Here is a 15,522-nt window from a genome sequence, read left to right on the forward strand (position 1 = left end):
TATATTGCTTTGTATTACTTGTTCAGAAGAAGCTATCCTGGTTTACATTAATGATAAGCTCGGCAACAGTAGATTCAAATAGAAAATAACCCCAGAAAATACACATTTTCTGGGGTTACTCGATATGTTGGTTCTATTTGCTTTTGATCAATTTTTGTGACACCGAAGTGCCGTCCGGCATTCTAATATTGATCAGGTATGTTCCATTTGGAAGATGCCTGATGTCAAGTGTTTTTCTGACTTCTGCTTCGTTGTTAGAACTTTCTACCAATGTACGCCCGAAAATATCCAGGACCTTAACCGTCTCCGAGCCGGTTAAGCCGTCGATAGTCAACTCATCCATAGCCGGATTCGGAAAAGCATGGACGGACGCGCCATTTTCAGCGGTGATCACTCTTACTGAGCTGTGGGTGTATTTACCGTCAAAATCGATCATCTTCAGACGATAATAGCTCTTACGTTGCAGAGGGGCAAGATCTGTGAAGCGATAGTCAAGTTGATTCGTGCTGCCTGCTTCGGGAGAAATGGATTGTACAAACCCTATCCGGGCCCAGACGGATGCGTTGGTGCTCCGCTCGATCTCAAAACCTTTGCTGTTTTCTTCGCTGGATGTAATCCATGTCAAATTCACGGTGTTGCTCTCCAGACGGGCTTTGAAGCTGACCAGTGTTACCGGCATCGGGCTTTCCGTCTCAATGGAGTAGGCCGCGCTGGAACTTGTTGCTCCGGCGTTGTCTGTAAGGGAATAGGTGAAACCAATGAGGTTACCGCCTGTGCCACTTCCGGTTATTCCGTAGATCACTAGTTTCGCAACGTCGAAGTTTGAAATACTTACGGGGCCGCCAGAAACATCTATGGCTACTGGGCCTGCTCCAAAGTCGTAATACAATTCAGTAGATCCGTTGATGGTCTCGATATTGAAAGTGGTACCCGTCCCGGTGTTACAGGTGCCGGGGCCTGCACAGTCTTCCGGATCGGAACCCGAAAGTGCGCCGCCAGTGGGGTAGCCCGTCAAATTTGCCGAGGATGCCGGAATAGACTGGTAACCTGGTAAAGACGGATACCCGGCAATTGGGGTGGCGCTAAACGCCGCGTTGGGCACCAGATACGATTTGACATCGGCAACTGGGGGCTGCTGGATTCCGAAGTTAATGTCGGTACTATTTCCGCCTACCGTAAACACAGGGCTTATTCCATCTGCTGGGGCTGTGTTTCCTGTATTTTCAGGTCCGATAAATTCTCCCGTATTTGCCCAGCCTGCCGGAAGTTCAGGCAGTGGGGCAGGGGTTCCCGGCGTACCATTTGTTGTGCTTAGGACTACGTAGTAATTTCCGACAGGAATATTATTAAATCCGTAAAATCCGGATGAGTTTACAGGAGCGACAGCAACAACATTTCCGTCAGTGCCGATCAGATTGGCATAAAGCCCGGAGGGAACTGAATTGGCGTTCCCTGTGCTGTTGTTAACGTTTCCTCCATCCGGGTCATGCAATACCATACCCGAAATAGAGGTTACCAGGAGCGCATTAGGGCAGCTCGCCCCGTCATTATTGTTTGCTCCCCCGGTTAAAGCCGTTGAAATGAGTGTGGCGGTATTGGTTGTTACATCGACCCGGTAGAATCCTCCCAATGTATTGGCAAACACATAAAATGTATTGGGCGTCTGATCAATAAAAATTGAACCAAAAGCTACCTTTTCATTATTTTGTATCCCGCCTCCGGCGACGGTGGTTGGGGTGATTGTTACCTGCTGCGTTACCGGGTTGATGGTAAATCTGCGGTATGCGTTGGTTGCACTTTGGGCGTCGATAATACCATGTAACAGCCCGTTTGAAGCGTCATAGACAATATCTGATATATCCAGACTGCTTACGCCGGCAAAAGTATTTCCGAACGGAGCGGTATCCAATGCATAAGAAGCTGTGGGATCAACCAATTGCAGATAAGTCGATGTTCTGGCGGGATTAATATCGATTACGTAATATCTCGCTGCCAGCCTGCTGTATATGAATAGATAGCCGTCTCCAAAAACCTCTCCGACATTGTAGTATGGGGTGACCGTCGGAGCAGGTAAATTAGGAACTGAATACGTGGACAGGGCGGCATTCGCTCCGATCTTCACAACCTGATTAGTCAGGACATTGATACCCCAAATGTAATTGTCGAGCGTGTTGTAACCGATAGCATTAATTCTTGCCGGCAATGCACCTATTATCGTTTGAGTGCCCGTTGATACGTTGTAAGAGTAAAGCGTGGAGTTGCCGGTGTTTGGCCCGCTCACCTGATACGCGCTGCTGGTGCAGGTAAATGCCGTAGGTTCTTGTCCCCAGCTAACGGGAACGCCCATCAAATACGTACAAATTGCCAATGCACCTTTAAAAAATGGTTTAATACAATAGACTTTTTTCATTTAATTGAGAAGTTTAAAGTGGTGTGTAAATCAATAGCCTTGATTCATTTATAGAAGGGCTCAACATCAGAATTAAGTCAAGTCTGATGTTGATTTGATTCTGGATTTTAGCGGTAGTTTCGACTGCGTTACAGGGGTCAGGCAAAGCGGCCGTTTAAATTAAATCCTCCTCGCATTGCAAAATGCTTTTATTTCACATGCCGGCAGTTTTGTTATTCTCCAGGGCGCAGGGTGACTATTTTGAATCATTGTAATATTCAAAAAATGTTAGGACATGGATAGGCAGTGATCTTATCAAAGAACCGGCACAATCTTGTCAAAAAGTAAATTGAGACGGGCTGAATTTAGATTGACCGTGAAAATGATGAGGCCGCATTTAACCAGACGCAATGTTTTAACTTCATAAATAGAACTTGCCACCGAGCAGGTTCAAGCCAAAGAATATGAGGTGAAAGCATATAAGCCAGCAGGTTATTCTCACTTGACAGAATAACTACCGTTATGAGGCAAGATTTCAATACCACTCCTTTAATAGATTGATGGACTTTTATATCAAAAGTTTTCCGTTCCATCAACAGAGCATTCAGCAAATGAGATACAATTTACTTTTGGCATATGTTTTAGCGCTGACCACTTGTGCCGATAGATTGGGGCCAAAGTTTTATCCAGATCAGGAATAAGTCTTCTAAAGTGAAGTAATCATGGAGGATTGTTCGCAACTGCCAACACCAAAGATTCGTGATCAGTGAACCCATGCAATATTTACTACAAACCCTCAGGGGCCAGCCCTGGGGTCGAATACAGGAGTTCCGGCACAAAGCTCGAGCCACACAGGTACCCTTGTGATAGAATAGGGGACTACGTTGAGACTCAATGGATGATCCGAAAGTCTTAGCCGAGGCTTCGGGAAACGTTGAGTGAAGGTCAATCTCCCGGACTTTCCGGGAGATTTGATTTTTTATTGGGGCTGTTTGCACCTCTGGCATACCCCACACCTGTTAACGTTTTCAGGACAACAGAAGCTGGATTGTTTCTCTTGACTTGCTAAAAACTTCCCATCAAAATGTTTGCAAATAAAAAAGCACTTAGCGAGGTCTAACTCGTAAGTGCTTGATTTTCAAGTGGGCCCACCTGGGATCGAACCAGGCACCTACTGATTATGAGTCAGTTGCTCTAACCGAATGAGCTATAGGCCCTTTTCAATATTCAAATGAGGCGCTGGTACCTGCTGATTATGAGCGGCTGCCGTGCGGTCAGTCGCTGTTGCTGACTGGACAAACGCTTTGTGAGCTGCTGGCCCGTTTTTAACGCCCATTTGGAATGCAAAATTAGCGAAACGGTTCAAATCTCCAAACGAATACAATAAGAATAGCTTCTTTTGTCCGTTGGTTGTTTATTACTTTTGCCAAAAAACTGATTTTGAATAAAAGGAAAATCATTAACGATCCGGTTTACGGGTTTATTTCCATCGGGTCGGACCTGCTCTACGACCTGGTCGATCATCCTTACTTCCAGCGCTTGCGCCGGATCAGGCAGCTGGGATTGGCCGACATCGTTTACCCGGGGGCCTTGCACACACGTTTCCATCACGCATTGGGCGCCATGCACCTCATGAGCCAGGCTTTGCGGGTATTGCAGGAGAAAGGAAATCTGATCTGGGAACTGGAAATGGAAGCGGCCCAGGCGGCCATTCTGCTGCACGACCTCGGCCACGGGCCTTTTTCCCACGTACTCGAAAGCGTGGTGATCCCCGACGTGCCGCACGAAGCGATCACCCTCGCCATGATGAAGGACCTTAACCGCCAAATGAACGGCCGGCTCGATATTGCCATCCAGATGTTCGAAGGCACTTATCCCCGCAGGTTTTTCCATCAGATGATTTCCAGTCAGCTCGATATGGACCGGATGGACTACCTGAACCGCGACAGTTTCTACTCCGGCGTGGTGGAGGGTGCCATCGGCGCCGACAGGCTGATCAAAATGCTGGATGTGAGCCAGGACCAGCTGGTGGTGGAAGAAAAAGGGCTGTTAAGCATCGAAAATTTCCTGCATGCGCGCCGGCTCATGTACTGGCAGGTGTACCTGCACAAGACGCTCCTGAGCGCGCAGGCCATGCTCACGCAGATCATGCACCGCGCCCGCGAGCTCGCCGCAAATGGCGACCAGCTATTTGCCACGCCGGACTTCGCACGCTTTCTCTATAACCGTTTTACCCTCGCTGATTTCTACCAGCAGCCCGATTTGCTGGAAGCATTCAACGGATTGGACGATAACGACGTATGGGCATCTGTGAAAGGATGGAAAAATCACCCGGACCTTGTATTGTCGACCTTGTGCGAGATGCTGCTTAATCGTAACCTGTTTAAAATCAGTTTTTTCAATGAACCTCCGGGCGAGGAGGTGCTGGCGCCGTTGAGAGCACATCTTACGGCGGCCGGCGTGCCTGCGGAGCATATGGACTACTTCCTGATCACGGGCGAAACCACCAACTCCGCCTATGCCAAGGAGCAGGACCCTATCCGCGTGAAAATGAAAAGCGGGGCTTTGCTCGATACTGCCGATGCATCCGATCTTCCGACCATCGAGGCCCTGACTAAGATTGTACGCAAGTACTATGTATGTTGGGGTAAAAATGTATCTTTGCGTGGTTAATCAGGACGCTAAAAAGAAAAGCCGAATTAATAATTTTTACAACGTACTCGAATACCATTACCCGAAATTAGCCGATAAAATATGAAATTTACTGTCAGCGAGATTGCTCAGATGCTGAATGGAACTGTTGTTGGAAATGATCAGATTACAATTAATTCGGCTGCAAAAATTGAAGAAGGCCTGCCGGGTTGTATTTCTTTTCTGGCCAACAGCAAATATGAGCCTTATATCTACTCCACACTGTCTTCGGCTGTAATTGTCAATAAAGATTTTGTTCCCAAAAAAGATATTTCCGCGACGTTGATCTACGTCGATAATGCCTACACCGCTTTTACCATCCTGCTTGAAGAATACCAGAAACGGATCGCCGGCAGCAAGTCGGGCGTAGAACAGCCCAGCTTTATCGGAGAAAACAGCGAGACCGGGGAGAACTGCTACCGCGGTGCCTTTTCGTATATCGGCAAGAACTGCGTAATCGGTAAAAATGTAAAGATTTACCCTCAAGCCTGGCTGGGCGACGGCGTCGAGGTGGGCGACTATTCGGTGATCCATCCCGGTGTTAAAATTTACGATAACACCATCATCGGGAAGAATTGCACGATTTTTGCCAATACCGTCATCGGCAGCGACGGCTTCGGCTTCGCACCGCAGCCCGACGGAAGCTATAAAACCATCCCGCAGCTGGGAAATGTGATCATTGAAGATAATGTCAGCATCGGGTCGAACGCAACGATCGATTGCGCGACGATGGGCTCGACCATTATCCGCCAGGGAGCGAAAATTGATAACCTGGTTCAGATCGCACATAATGTAGAGATTGGAAAAAATACCGTAATTGCGGCCCAGTCCGGCGTATCCGGCTCCACCACCGTGGGCGAACAATGCGTGATCGCTGGCCAGGTAGGATTGGTAGGCCATATTACGGTGGCAAACAATACTAAAATCGGAGCACAAAGCGGCCTCGGCAAATCCATTAAAAAGGAAGGCCTGTCGCTGTCCGGCTCCCCGGCCAGGGACCTGAACGAACATTTGAGGTCCATGGCATTGGTGCGAAGGCTGCCCGAACTGGAAGAACGGTTGAAAGACCTGGAACGCAAGCAGGAAACGTCCGACTTTCAGTAACATCGTCCCGCATGCCCGAGCGCACCTTATTTAGAAAAGGAAATAGATATAATGAACGAAAAACAACAAACCATTTCTAAGTCTGTATCCGTAACTGGAGTGGGTTTACATACCGGTGTCGTGGCTACCATGACATTCGTGCCGGCGCCAGCCAACCACGGATACAAGTTTCAACGTGTTGATTTACCCGACCAGCCGATCGTCGATGCGGATGTCGACAACGTGGTGGACCTTTCCAGGGGCACGACCATCGAACAGAACGGCGCGCGCATTCATACCGTTGAGCACACACTCGCTGCATTGGTAGGATTGCAGATCGACAATGTGCTGATCCAGCTCGACGGTCCCGAACCGCCGATTATGGACGGCAGCTCGATCAAATTCGTGGATGCATTGCTCGATGCGGGCATCGAGGAGCAGAATGCCTACCGCAACTATTTCGAAGTACCGGAATACGTACATTATAAAAATAAGGACAAGGATACCGAGCTGGTGGCATTGCCGCTCTCGGACTACCGCCTTACCGTGATGGTGGACTACAACTCTACCGTCATCAGCAGCCAGCACGCTTCTTTGAATGATATTACACTCTTCAAAGACGATATCGCATCCTGCCGGACATTCGTGTTCCTGCACGAACTCGAAACGCTCTACAAGCAGAACCTGATCAAAGGCGGCGACCTGACCAATGCGATCGTGATCGTGGACCGTGAGGTGCAGGACGGTGAGCTCGACCATTTGTCGCAATTACTGAACAAGCCGAAAGTTAGCGTCGACAAATCGAAAGGCATTCTCAACAATGTAGACCTGCATTATTCCAATGAAATGGCGCGGCACAAGCTGCTCGACCTCATTGGCGATCTGGCGCTCGTAGGACGGCCTATCAAGGCGCAGATCCTGGCGGCACGTCCGGGGCACGCTGCAAACGTGGCGTTGGCTAAAAAGATCAAAAAACTGATCAAATCGGGCAAAGGCGACATTCCGCAATACGATCCGAACAAAGCGCCGGTATTCGATATCAACCAGATCGGCCAGCTGCTCGCGCACCGCTACCCGTTCCAGATGATCGACAAGATCATCGCCCTGGACGAAAACAGCGTCGTAGGGGTAAAGAATGTGACGATCAACGAACAATTTTTTCTGGGCCACTTTCCGGGTAACCCGGTAATGCCCGGCGTCTTGCAATTGGAAGCGATGGCACAGACGGGCGGTATCCTGGTATTGTCCAGCGTGCCCGATCCCGACAATTACTGGCCGTACCTGATCGGAATCGACGCATGCCGTTTCCGTCGTAACGTGTTCCCGGGGGACACCGTTATTTTCAAATGTGAGTTTACATCCCCGATGAAGAGAGGGATCGTCAAAATGAGTGGCCGGGGATACGTAGCCGGACAGCTGGTATGTGAAGCGGATATGATAGCAAGCCTGGTAAAGAAAAAATGACTCAATCATTAGCATATATCCATCCTGACGCCAAGATCGCTCAGAATGTAACCATTGAACCTTTCGCGATGATCCACGGCGATGTGGAGATCGGCGAAGGCTCGTGGATCGGTTCGCATGCCGTAATCAATTCGGGAGCGAGGATCGGTAAAAACTGTAAGATCTATCCCGGTGCGGTCGTTTCGGCTACCCCGCAGGATTTGAAATACAATAACGAATACACACTGACCATCATCGGCGACAATACGACCATCCGTGAGTACGCGACCATCAGCCGCGGTACCGAGGAGCATTGGAAAACCGTCGTCGGTTCCGACTGTCTGATTATGGCCTACGCACACGTAGCGCACGACTGCCGCGTGGGAAGCAACTGCATTATCGGGAACAATGTACAAATGGCTGGTCACGTCCACGTGGGCGACTGGGCTATTGTAAGTGCGTTAAGTGCTGTACATCAGTTTGTTAAGATTGGTATTCACGCATTTGTGTCCGGTGCTTCACTGGTGCGCAAGGATGTCCCGCCATTTACAAAAGCCGCGCGTGAGCCTATTTCCTATGTAGGGATCAACTCGGTGGGTTTGAGAAGAAGAGGGTATAGCAATGAGAAAATTGTGGATATCCAGAACATCTACCGGTACATCTATATGAGAGGCCTCAATAATGCGGAGGCGCTGCAAAAGATCGAACTGGAAATGCCGCCTTCGAATGAGCGCGACGAGATTATTAACTTTATACGCAACTCGGAAAGAGGGATCATGAAAAGTCCGTTTCAAACGAACGGCACTACGGATACCGAAGCCCAGTCGTGATCATTTAGATATTAATGCCTCCACTACGTTGCCCCCCAAAAGCTGAAATGCTTTGCGGGGGCATTTTTTTATGCCTGTACCTGAAGAATATCCCCCTCGCTGATCTCCCCGAAATCCTGCGCCGTCACATTCTGGCCGAACAAAATCTTGTTGCCCGCCCGGCGGTAGCTCGCCAGCGTTTTCAATGGTTCCGGGCCTTTTTCGGCAGTTTCAGGGTTAATGGTCGTCAGTACGCACCTGGCGCAGGGTTTCACCACCTCGAAGCGCAGGTTTCCGATGGTAATGTGCTTCCATTGATCTTCTGCAAAAGGCTCCGTGCCGCTGATGACAAGGTTGGGCCGGAAGCGCCTCATCGTGATCGGTTCGGCGAGGCGGCTATTCAGCTCGTCGAGCGATGCCTGTGAAATGACCAGGTAGGGAAAGCCGTCGGCGAAGCTCACATTTTCATTATGTTGGGCGTAGCGCGGATCGGCCTTTCTTTCGGTCGAATCGGGCATCATCACGAGGCGTAAATTCAGCCCCAGATGCCGGCTGAGCCATTCGTCGGCTTCCGCGGATACCGTCACGGCTTCTGCCACATCGTCCCAGACGGTCACCTTCACGGGCACTGCCGCAATGGGCTGGTAAGGCGCGATGACGAAGTCCGCCGGGTCATTACGGAGGAAGATTTTCAGGCCGCTGTCCTGCAATGCCACGTCGATAAGCGCCATTTGGTGATGGGCACGCTGGGTGATAAATACATTGTTTTCGTCGATGATCATCCACCGGCGGTCGTATTGCAGGCCCCTTTCTTCGGTCAATGCTTTGGGGAGACGAATCCCGCCCAGCGATTTGACGGGGTAGATCCAGATTTCAGACAGTTTCATGGCCATCATTCTTTGATTAAAATTCCATTCGGGCGAGCGGGCTCACGGTCTGGTCGCAGAACTCGCCCGCTTCAAACTTGTAATGCGCCGCAATGGCGATCATCGCCGCATTATCGGTACAATATTCAAATGCCGGGATATACACGTTCCAGCCCAGCTGCGCGCCCAGTTCTTTCAATGAAGCACGTAAACCCGAGTTGGCCGAAACGCCGCCGGCAATGGCGATTTCCTTAATCCCCGTTTCACGGGCCGCTTTTTTCAGCTTTTTCAGCAAAATATCGATGAGGGTATATTGAATGCTGGCGCAAATGTCGGCGGTATTTTCCCTGATGAAATCCGGGTTTTGACGGACTTGTTTTTGCAGAAAATACAGGAATGAGGTTTTGATACCACTGAAAGAAAAGTCTAGTCCGGGCATTTCCGGGAGCGGGAACGGATAGGCCTGTGGATTTCCCTCAGCCGCATATTTGTCGATCAGCGGACCGCCCGGGTAGGGCAGATCGAGCAGTTTGGCCGTCTTGTCAAATGCTTCCCCCACGGCGTCGTCGCGGGTTTCGCCGATGATTTCCATGTCGAGCGGGCCGGTTACCTTCACGATCTGCGTATGCCCGCCGCTCACCGTGAGGCAGAGGAACGGGAATGCAGGTTTCGGGTCATCGATGAAGTGCGCCAGCACGTGCGCCTGCATGTGATTGATCTCGATCAGCGGAATATCCAGGCCCAGCGCCATCGACTTCGCGAAGGAAGTGCCTACCAGCAATGCACCTAGCAAACCGGGTCCCTTGGTAAAAGCAATGGCATCCAGGTCTTTTTTTCCTATTTTTGCATCATTCAGTGCTTTGTCCACCACTGGCAGAATGTGTTGCTGGTGGGCTCTCGAAGCCAGCTCGGGCACGACGCCGCCATACTGGGTATGGATCAGTTGCGTGGCAACAACATTGGAGCGGATATGGCCGTTTGATATTATCGCTGCGGAGGTTTCGTCGCACGACGATTCGATGGCGAGGATGTTCATACACTGGAAAATATTCGCAAAATTAAGCATTAACAATAAGATAAGCAGTATGGCACTGCGAAGCTATATATGTTAAAATTCCTGAAGGCGCTTGGTAATGGTCTGATCGTAACGGTGATCTTCGTGCTCCTGGCGCTCGGGATTGCTACCACGGCTTTACAGCTCCCTTCGGTACAAACATGGGCCGTAGGCTACCTGACGGCCAATATCTCCGGCAAACTCGGCTATCCTATTACGATCGATAAGGTCAACATCAAATGGTTCGATGTGGTTTCGCTCGAAGGCGTTTCGGTGAAAGATTCGTCGGGCGCGGACATGATCGACGTCGGGCGAATCGACGTGAACCTGAATGTGAACAACATTATCCGCGATTCGGCCAAGGAGATTTTTCTCGATGAGGTGAATGTCTTCCAGCCGAATGTGCATCTGGTGATCGTTCCCCAATCGGGCGACCTCAATATCGACGGGTTCATTGCCCGCATCAACGAACTCACCGCCCCCGCCGTACCCCGGCCGCCCAATGCGCCGGAGAACAATACGCCATTCATTATCGGTAAAGCCAAGGTTATCGACGGCACTTTCGGTTACGACGATCCCCGCCGCCCCCGCGACCGGGGCGCGCGCGTGTTCGACTACTCGCATTTTCGGCTCGACCATCTGTATGGCGAGCTGAACGACTTTCTCGTCCGGGGCGATACCATTTCGTTTCTGGCCAAAAACCTGAAAACCGTCGATAAGCAGACGGGCCTCGAAATGCACGACCTCGATACGCGGTTCCTTTTTTGCCAAAAGAAAATGGAGCTGAAAGAGCTCGACGCGCATATCGGCAAATCGCATTTGAAGGACGAGGTAATATTCTACTATAACCGCTCCGGCGAGCTGGGCGACTTCAACCACAAAATCCGCATGAAAGGGCACCTCGTGGGCAGCCGCGTGGACTCGCGCGACCTTGGGCTGTTTTCGAGCTATATCGATGCATTGAATGAAACCTGGCTTATTTCGGGCGACTTCAATGGGAAAGTCGATGATTTTGTACTGTCCAACACGGATTTGCAATTTGGCAAAAACAGCCGCCTCGTCGGCGACATTGGTTTCAAAGGCCTGCCTACGATCGAGGGCGTGCTGATGGACATCCGGCTGTCGGCTTCGAAAATCGATCCGACGGACCTCGTGCAGTATTACCCCGAATGGGACATGCACCCCGATTTGCAAAAATTCGGCTATACCATTCTTGATGGTACATTCAAAGGTACTTTGGAGGATTTCGCGGTAAATGCTTCGTCCTCTTCCGAGCTCGGCGAGCTCTCCGGCGACCTTGTTTTCCACATTGCCGATGCCAAAACGACGACCTATTCAGGCGAGGTGAAAACGGCTGCATTCGGGCTGGGGACTTTGCTGGAAGACGAGGATAACTGGCAGGAGCTGGATTTCGAAGGAAAAGTGTACGGAAAAGGTTTCGAACTGGCCTCGGCATCCACGGATATGAATGCGATGGTGCACCGCATAGGCTTCCGGAATTACGATTACAAGAATATCCGGTTGAAAGGCAACCTGCAAAACCAGTATTTCAACGGCCTCGTGAGCGCGCGCGACAGCAACCTCGCGGTCACGCTCGACGGCGAGTTCGACCTTTCGAAGCAGCAGAATATGTTCGATGTGAAAGGGATCATCGAAAAGGCGAATCTGAAAGAGCTCGGTTTCAGCAAAGACCCCATTACGCTGCGTACGGAACTGAATGTGAATGTGGTCGGCAATACCGTGGACGAGCTGACAGGCGATGCGAAACTGCTCGATACCTACCTGGTCATGACCAGTAAGGAGCGGAATCTCGTGGTGGACACGCTCGTACTGTCTTCCCGGAACCATGCCGGCAAGCGCCGTTTGCAGCTCGATAGCGAATTCCTGACGGCGCGCGTCGACGGGAACTTCCTGCCCACGCAGGCCTGGAAGGACGTGAGCCAGGTGCTGGACGAGTACAAGCTCTATTTCTTCGAAAACGAAGCCGCGCGGAACGACTATTATGCCCGGAAGCCATTAAAGCAGCTGGCCCGACGGTACCAGATCGACTACACGGTGGAGACACACAACCTTTCGCGTTTCCTGGCATTTCTCAGCCCCGATATCTACATTTCAAAGGGTGCCAAGGCCGAGGGGATATTTAAAATGGATAATACCGCCGTGCTGACTTTCAATGCGGTGTCGGATACCGTGAGGTATGGTAAAAACCAGTTTATGAAGGCCGAGGTGGACGTTACCACCTCTAAATTCGTGAATAGCGCCGAGGTACTGGCTTCCATTCTGGTTACTTCGGACAAGCAGCAGATCAGCAAAATGGTGCCTTCCGAAAAGATGGAACTGGAAGGGACCTGGGACGTGGACCACATCGATTTCAACGGGGCGATCCACCAGGTGAAAAGCACCAACCGCGCCAATCTCGCGGGCGAGATCCGGTTCCTGCCGGCTGGCCTGGATATCGGGTTTAAAAATTCTAAAATGTACCTGCTCGACGAGGAATGGAACGTGCCGTCGGAGAGCCTGATTTCCATTGTGGGCGATGACATTACCATGTCGAACCTCGGGCTGGTAAGCGGCAAGCAACGCATTTTTCTCAGCGGAACAGCATCGGAAGATCCGGAGAAAAGCCTTTTGCTGGACATCAAGAACTTCAAACTGGCGAGTTTGAACCCGGTTTTCAGTACCAAGCTGTCGGGTATTATGGACGGCTCGGCCAAGGTGAAGGATATTTACAACAGCGTGATCCTCGACGCCGGTTTCGCGATCGAAGGGCTCGGCTACGGACAATACGAGTTTGGTAACCTCTCGGGAACGGGCGACTGGGACCAGACGACGAGCGAGTTGCAGATCGACGCGCAGCTCAACAAGAATGCGAGGCGCGTGTTCAACCTCGTGGGTTCCTACCGCCCGAAACTGGAAACGAATACCCTGAATTTGAAGGCGGTATTCAACCAGGCCGATTTCAAGGCGCTGGAACCGTTCGCGGAAGGGCTTATTTCGGGCGTGAGCGGCACGGCGCAAGGCGTGGTGTCGATTAAAGGCGTGGTGGATGCGCCGGTGCTGGAAGGCTCGCTCACGGTGGATAAGGGGCGCATGAAGTTCGATTACCTGCAATCGGTATTTACGTTCAGTGACAAGATCAATTTTACGGAAAGTGAGATCACCGTGAACAACATCCTCGTTACCGACTCGGACGGCAACACCGCCACCTTGCGCGGCGGGGTTTTCCACGATGGGTTCAAGTATTTCTCACTCGGGTTCAATGCCGACCTTCGCAATTTTAAAATACTGAATACCAATGCGAAGGATAACGATATGTTTTACGGAACGGCCTACGTGACGGGACCTGTGGCCGTGTTCGGGCCGATTAATAACCTCAATATCGAGGCCAATGTGACCAGTAACAAGGGCACGCGTATCTACATCCCGCTCGACGGCGCTACCGAGGTGGCAACGCAGGATTATATCCAGTTTGTAAGTAAAATGGTGGCCGTCGACAGCACTTCCGAAGCCCGCCCCGACTCCGTCGCCCGCAGCCAGATCGCCGGCGGGATTAAAATGGATTTCAATTTCAACCTCACCCCCGACGCGACCTGCGAAATTATTTTCGACCGCCAAACCGGCGACGTGCTCCGCGGAAACGGCAGCGGCCGTCTCAACCTGAATATTGACACTCAGGGCGATTTCACGATGGCCGGTACTTACGAAATCGAAAAAGGGGAGTATAATTTCACGCTGCAAAACGTGATCAACAAGAAGTTCAGCATTAAGCCCGGCAGCCGGATCGTATGGGCAGGCGACCCGTACGGCGCGCAGCTGGACATTAAGGCCGGGTACACGCAAATGGTATCCCTCGCAGGAGTGCTCCCGAACACGAGTAACCTGGGTACCAACAGCGGCGACGCATTGTCGAGAAGGTACCCCGTGGAGGTGACGATCGGGCTGTCGGAGCGATTGATGTCGCCGACCATCAAATACGACCTCAAAATCCTCGATAACCCCTCATTGAGTACCTACCGGGGCCAGTTGGAAGCATTTCAGAACAAATTGAAATCCGACGAACAGGAGCTGAGCCGGCAGGTGAGCAGCCTGCTCGTCGTGAACCAGCTGCTGCCCGAAAGCAGCCTCGCCGCCGTGGGCAGCCAGAACTTCCTCGGAAGCAGCATCAGCGAGCTCGTTTCGAACCAGATCAGCCGCTGGGCGTCAGGGATCAACGAGAACCTGGAAGTGGGGGTATCGGGCCTCTCGCTCGACCAGAATGCCTGGAACAACCTGCAACTCCGTTTCTCCTACCGGTTCCTGAACGACCGTTTCCGCGTCACCCGCGACGGCCGCTTTACTTCCGGTGCGCAATCGCAGACGGGCGCATCACAGTACGACGCGGCCAGCCTGCTCGGCGAATGGACATTGGAGTACTGGCTGAATGCCAAAGGTTCGGTTCGGGTGAAGGCCTACAACCGCAATATCCAGAACAACCTCATGTTCAACAGCGGTACATTTACGACGGGCGGTGTGAGCATGCAGTTTACCCACAGCTTCAACCGCTTCACCCGCGCGCCGAAGCCGGGTGTAAGGGTGCCGTTCCTGCCGGATTCGACCCGCCAGGACACGACCGGCAAACTCATTTCGGAGAAACAACCTACGCACTAGCGCCCTGCGCGAGCTCCTGCTTGATCGCGTGAATGCGATCGTTGAAATGCAAATGCTGGAAATCGACGCCCGGCACGCAGGTAGCGCCCAGGTAATCCATAATTTCCTGTACATGCGGCACGCGCTGGCCGGTGGTGACATTAATGTGCTTCGACGTTGTCCAAAGCACGGTTTTGAGCTCCGTACGGAGGTCGTTCGTCATGAAATACTCGGTCACCATCGTGTCCTCGTTATAATAAATCACGCGTGACGTAATGCGTACCCATTCGCTGATGCGCGCGGGCCGTACGTACGCGATCTGGTGCTGGTACACGACCCAGCTCGTCCGCAGCTCGCGGAACATCGCTTCAAAACTGAAACCGTACAATTTAGAAACCTGGTCCTCCCGCGCATTGAAGAAGTAATCGAAGTATTTGGAGTTATTCAAATGCATCAGCGGGTCGCAGTCCTGGAAACGGATGATCACCCGCGATTCCGCTTCGACGGGCATGTCGGATAGTTTGGCAGTAAAGAGCATGGTTTGAAGTTATGTTTTGTCAG

Annotated in this window: 9 protein-coding genes and 1 tRNA gene; 5 read left to right on the forward strand and 5 right to left on the reverse strand. The window is 51.4% G+C overall.

Going from position 1 to position 15,522, the window contains the following annotated elements:
- Nucleotides 1-133: 133 nt before the first annotated feature.
- The gene (locus tag H144_RS0101420; RefSeq protein WP_033402348.1) at nucleotides 134-2,410 is read right to left on the reverse strand and encodes a T9SS type A sorting domain-containing protein; all 2,277 of its coding nucleotides are present in this window, start codon (nucleotides 2,408-2,410) and stop codon (nucleotides 134-136) included.
- Between the two features lie 1,122 nt (nucleotides 2,411-3,532).
- Nucleotides 3,533-3,606: transfer RNA gene (locus H144_RS0101425), tRNA-Ile, on the reverse strand.
- A 220-nt stretch (nucleotides 3,607-3,826) separates the two neighbouring features.
- Here H144_RS0101425 and H144_RS0101430 point away from each other — a divergent pair.
- From H144_RS0101430 to lpxA, 4 genes are all read left to right on the forward strand, one after another.
- A complete protein-coding gene (locus H144_RS0101430) occupies nucleotides 3,827-5,062 on the forward strand; it encodes an HD domain-containing protein (protein WP_026350314.1) in 1,236 nt (411 codons plus the stop codon).
- Nucleotides 5,063-5,143: 81 nt separating this feature from the next.
- Complete coding sequence (gene lpxD / locus H144_RS0101435) at nucleotides 5,144-6,184, forward strand: UDP-3-O-(3-hydroxymyristoyl)glucosamine N-acyltransferase (RefSeq protein WP_019940242.1); 1,041 nt, start codon at nucleotides 5,144-5,146, stop codon at nucleotides 6,182-6,184.
- Nucleotides 6,185-6,235: 51 nt separating this feature from the next.
- The gene (locus H144_RS0101440; protein WP_019940243.1) at nucleotides 6,236-7,627 is read left to right on the forward strand and encodes a bifunctional UDP-3-O-[3-hydroxymyristoyl] N-acetylglucosamine deacetylase/3-hydroxyacyl-ACP dehydratase; all 1,392 of its coding nucleotides are present in this window, start codon (nucleotides 6,236-6,238) and stop codon (nucleotides 7,625-7,627) included.
- Nucleotides 7,624-8,436: an acyl-ACP--UDP-N-acetylglucosamine O-acyltransferase gene (gene lpxA, locus H144_RS0101445; protein WP_026350315.1), complete on the forward strand. Its 813-nt coding sequence runs from the start codon at nucleotides 7,624-7,626 to the stop codon at nucleotides 8,434-8,436. The genes H144_RS0101440 and lpxA overlap by 4 nt, the downstream gene beginning before the upstream one ends.
- Nucleotides 8,437-8,504: 68 nt before the next feature.
- Here the strand turns inward: lpxA and H144_RS0101450 are convergent, their stop codons facing one another.
- Both H144_RS0101450 and tsaD read right to left on the reverse strand, forming a co-directional pair.
- Complete coding sequence (locus H144_RS0101450; RefSeq protein ID WP_019940245.1) at nucleotides 8,505-9,311, reverse strand: MOSC domain-containing protein; 807 nt, start codon at nucleotides 9,309-9,311, stop codon at nucleotides 8,505-8,507.
- Between the two features lie 7 nt (nucleotides 9,312-9,318).
- A complete protein-coding gene (gene tsaD / locus H144_RS0101455; RefSeq protein ID WP_026350316.1) occupies nucleotides 9,319-10,317 on the reverse strand; it encodes a tRNA (adenosine(37)-N6)-threonylcarbamoyltransferase complex transferase subunit TsaD in 999 nt (332 codons plus the stop codon).
- A 69-nt stretch (nucleotides 10,318-10,386) separates the two neighbouring features.
- Here tsaD and H144_RS31310 point away from each other — a divergent pair, with 69 nt between their 5' ends.
- Nucleotides 10,387-14,982: a translocation/assembly module TamB domain-containing protein gene (locus tag H144_RS31310; protein WP_019940247.1), complete on the forward strand. Its 4,596-nt coding sequence runs from the start codon at nucleotides 10,387-10,389 to the stop codon at nucleotides 14,980-14,982.
- Here H144_RS31310 and H144_RS0101465 read toward each other — a convergent pair.
- On the reverse strand, nucleotides 14,972-15,499 hold the full coding sequence (locus H144_RS0101465; protein WP_026350317.1) for an acyl-CoA thioesterase: 528 nt from the start codon (nucleotides 15,497-15,499) through the stop codon (nucleotides 14,972-14,974). The genes H144_RS31310 and H144_RS0101465 overlap by 11 nt on opposite strands.
- Nucleotides 15,500-15,522 lie beyond the last annotated feature (23 nt).

This window comes from Dyadobacter beijingensis DSM 21582, assembly GCF_000382205.1.
Lineage (GTDB): Bacteria > Bacteroidota > Bacteroidia > Cytophagales > Spirosomataceae > Dyadobacter > Dyadobacter beijingensis.

Bases quoted from the DNA above. Each gene is read 5' to 3' on its own strand.
- tsaD (WP_026350316.1), bottom strand. From the start codon at position 10,317: ATGAACATCCTCGCCATCGAATCGTCGTGCGACGAAACCTCCGCAGCG.
- H144_RS0101420 (WP_033402348.1), bottom strand. From the start codon at position 2,410: ATGAAAAAAGTCTATTGTATTAAACCATTTTTTAAAGGTGCATTGGCA.
- lpxA (WP_026350315.1), top strand. From the start codon at position 7,624: ATGACTCAATCATTAGCATATATCCATCCTGACGCCAAGATCGCTCAG.
- H144_RS31310 (WP_019940247.1), top strand. From the start codon at position 10,387: ATGTTAAAATTCCTGAAGGCGCTTGGTAATGGTCTGATCGTAACGGTG.
- lpxD (WP_019940242.1), top strand. From the start codon at position 5,144: ATGAAATTTACTGTCAGCGAGATTGCTCAGATGCTGAATGGAACTGTT.
- H144_RS0101465 (WP_026350317.1), bottom strand. From the start codon at position 15,499: ATGCTCTTTACTGCCAAACTATCCGACATGCCCGTCGAAGCGGAATCG.
- H144_RS0101450 (WP_019940245.1), bottom strand. From the start codon at position 9,311: ATGATGGCCATGAAACTGTCTGAAATCTGGATCTACCCCGTCAAATCG.
- H144_RS0101440 (WP_019940243.1), top strand. From the start codon at position 6,236: ATGAACGAAAAACAACAAACCATTTCTAAGTCTGTATCCGTAACTGGA.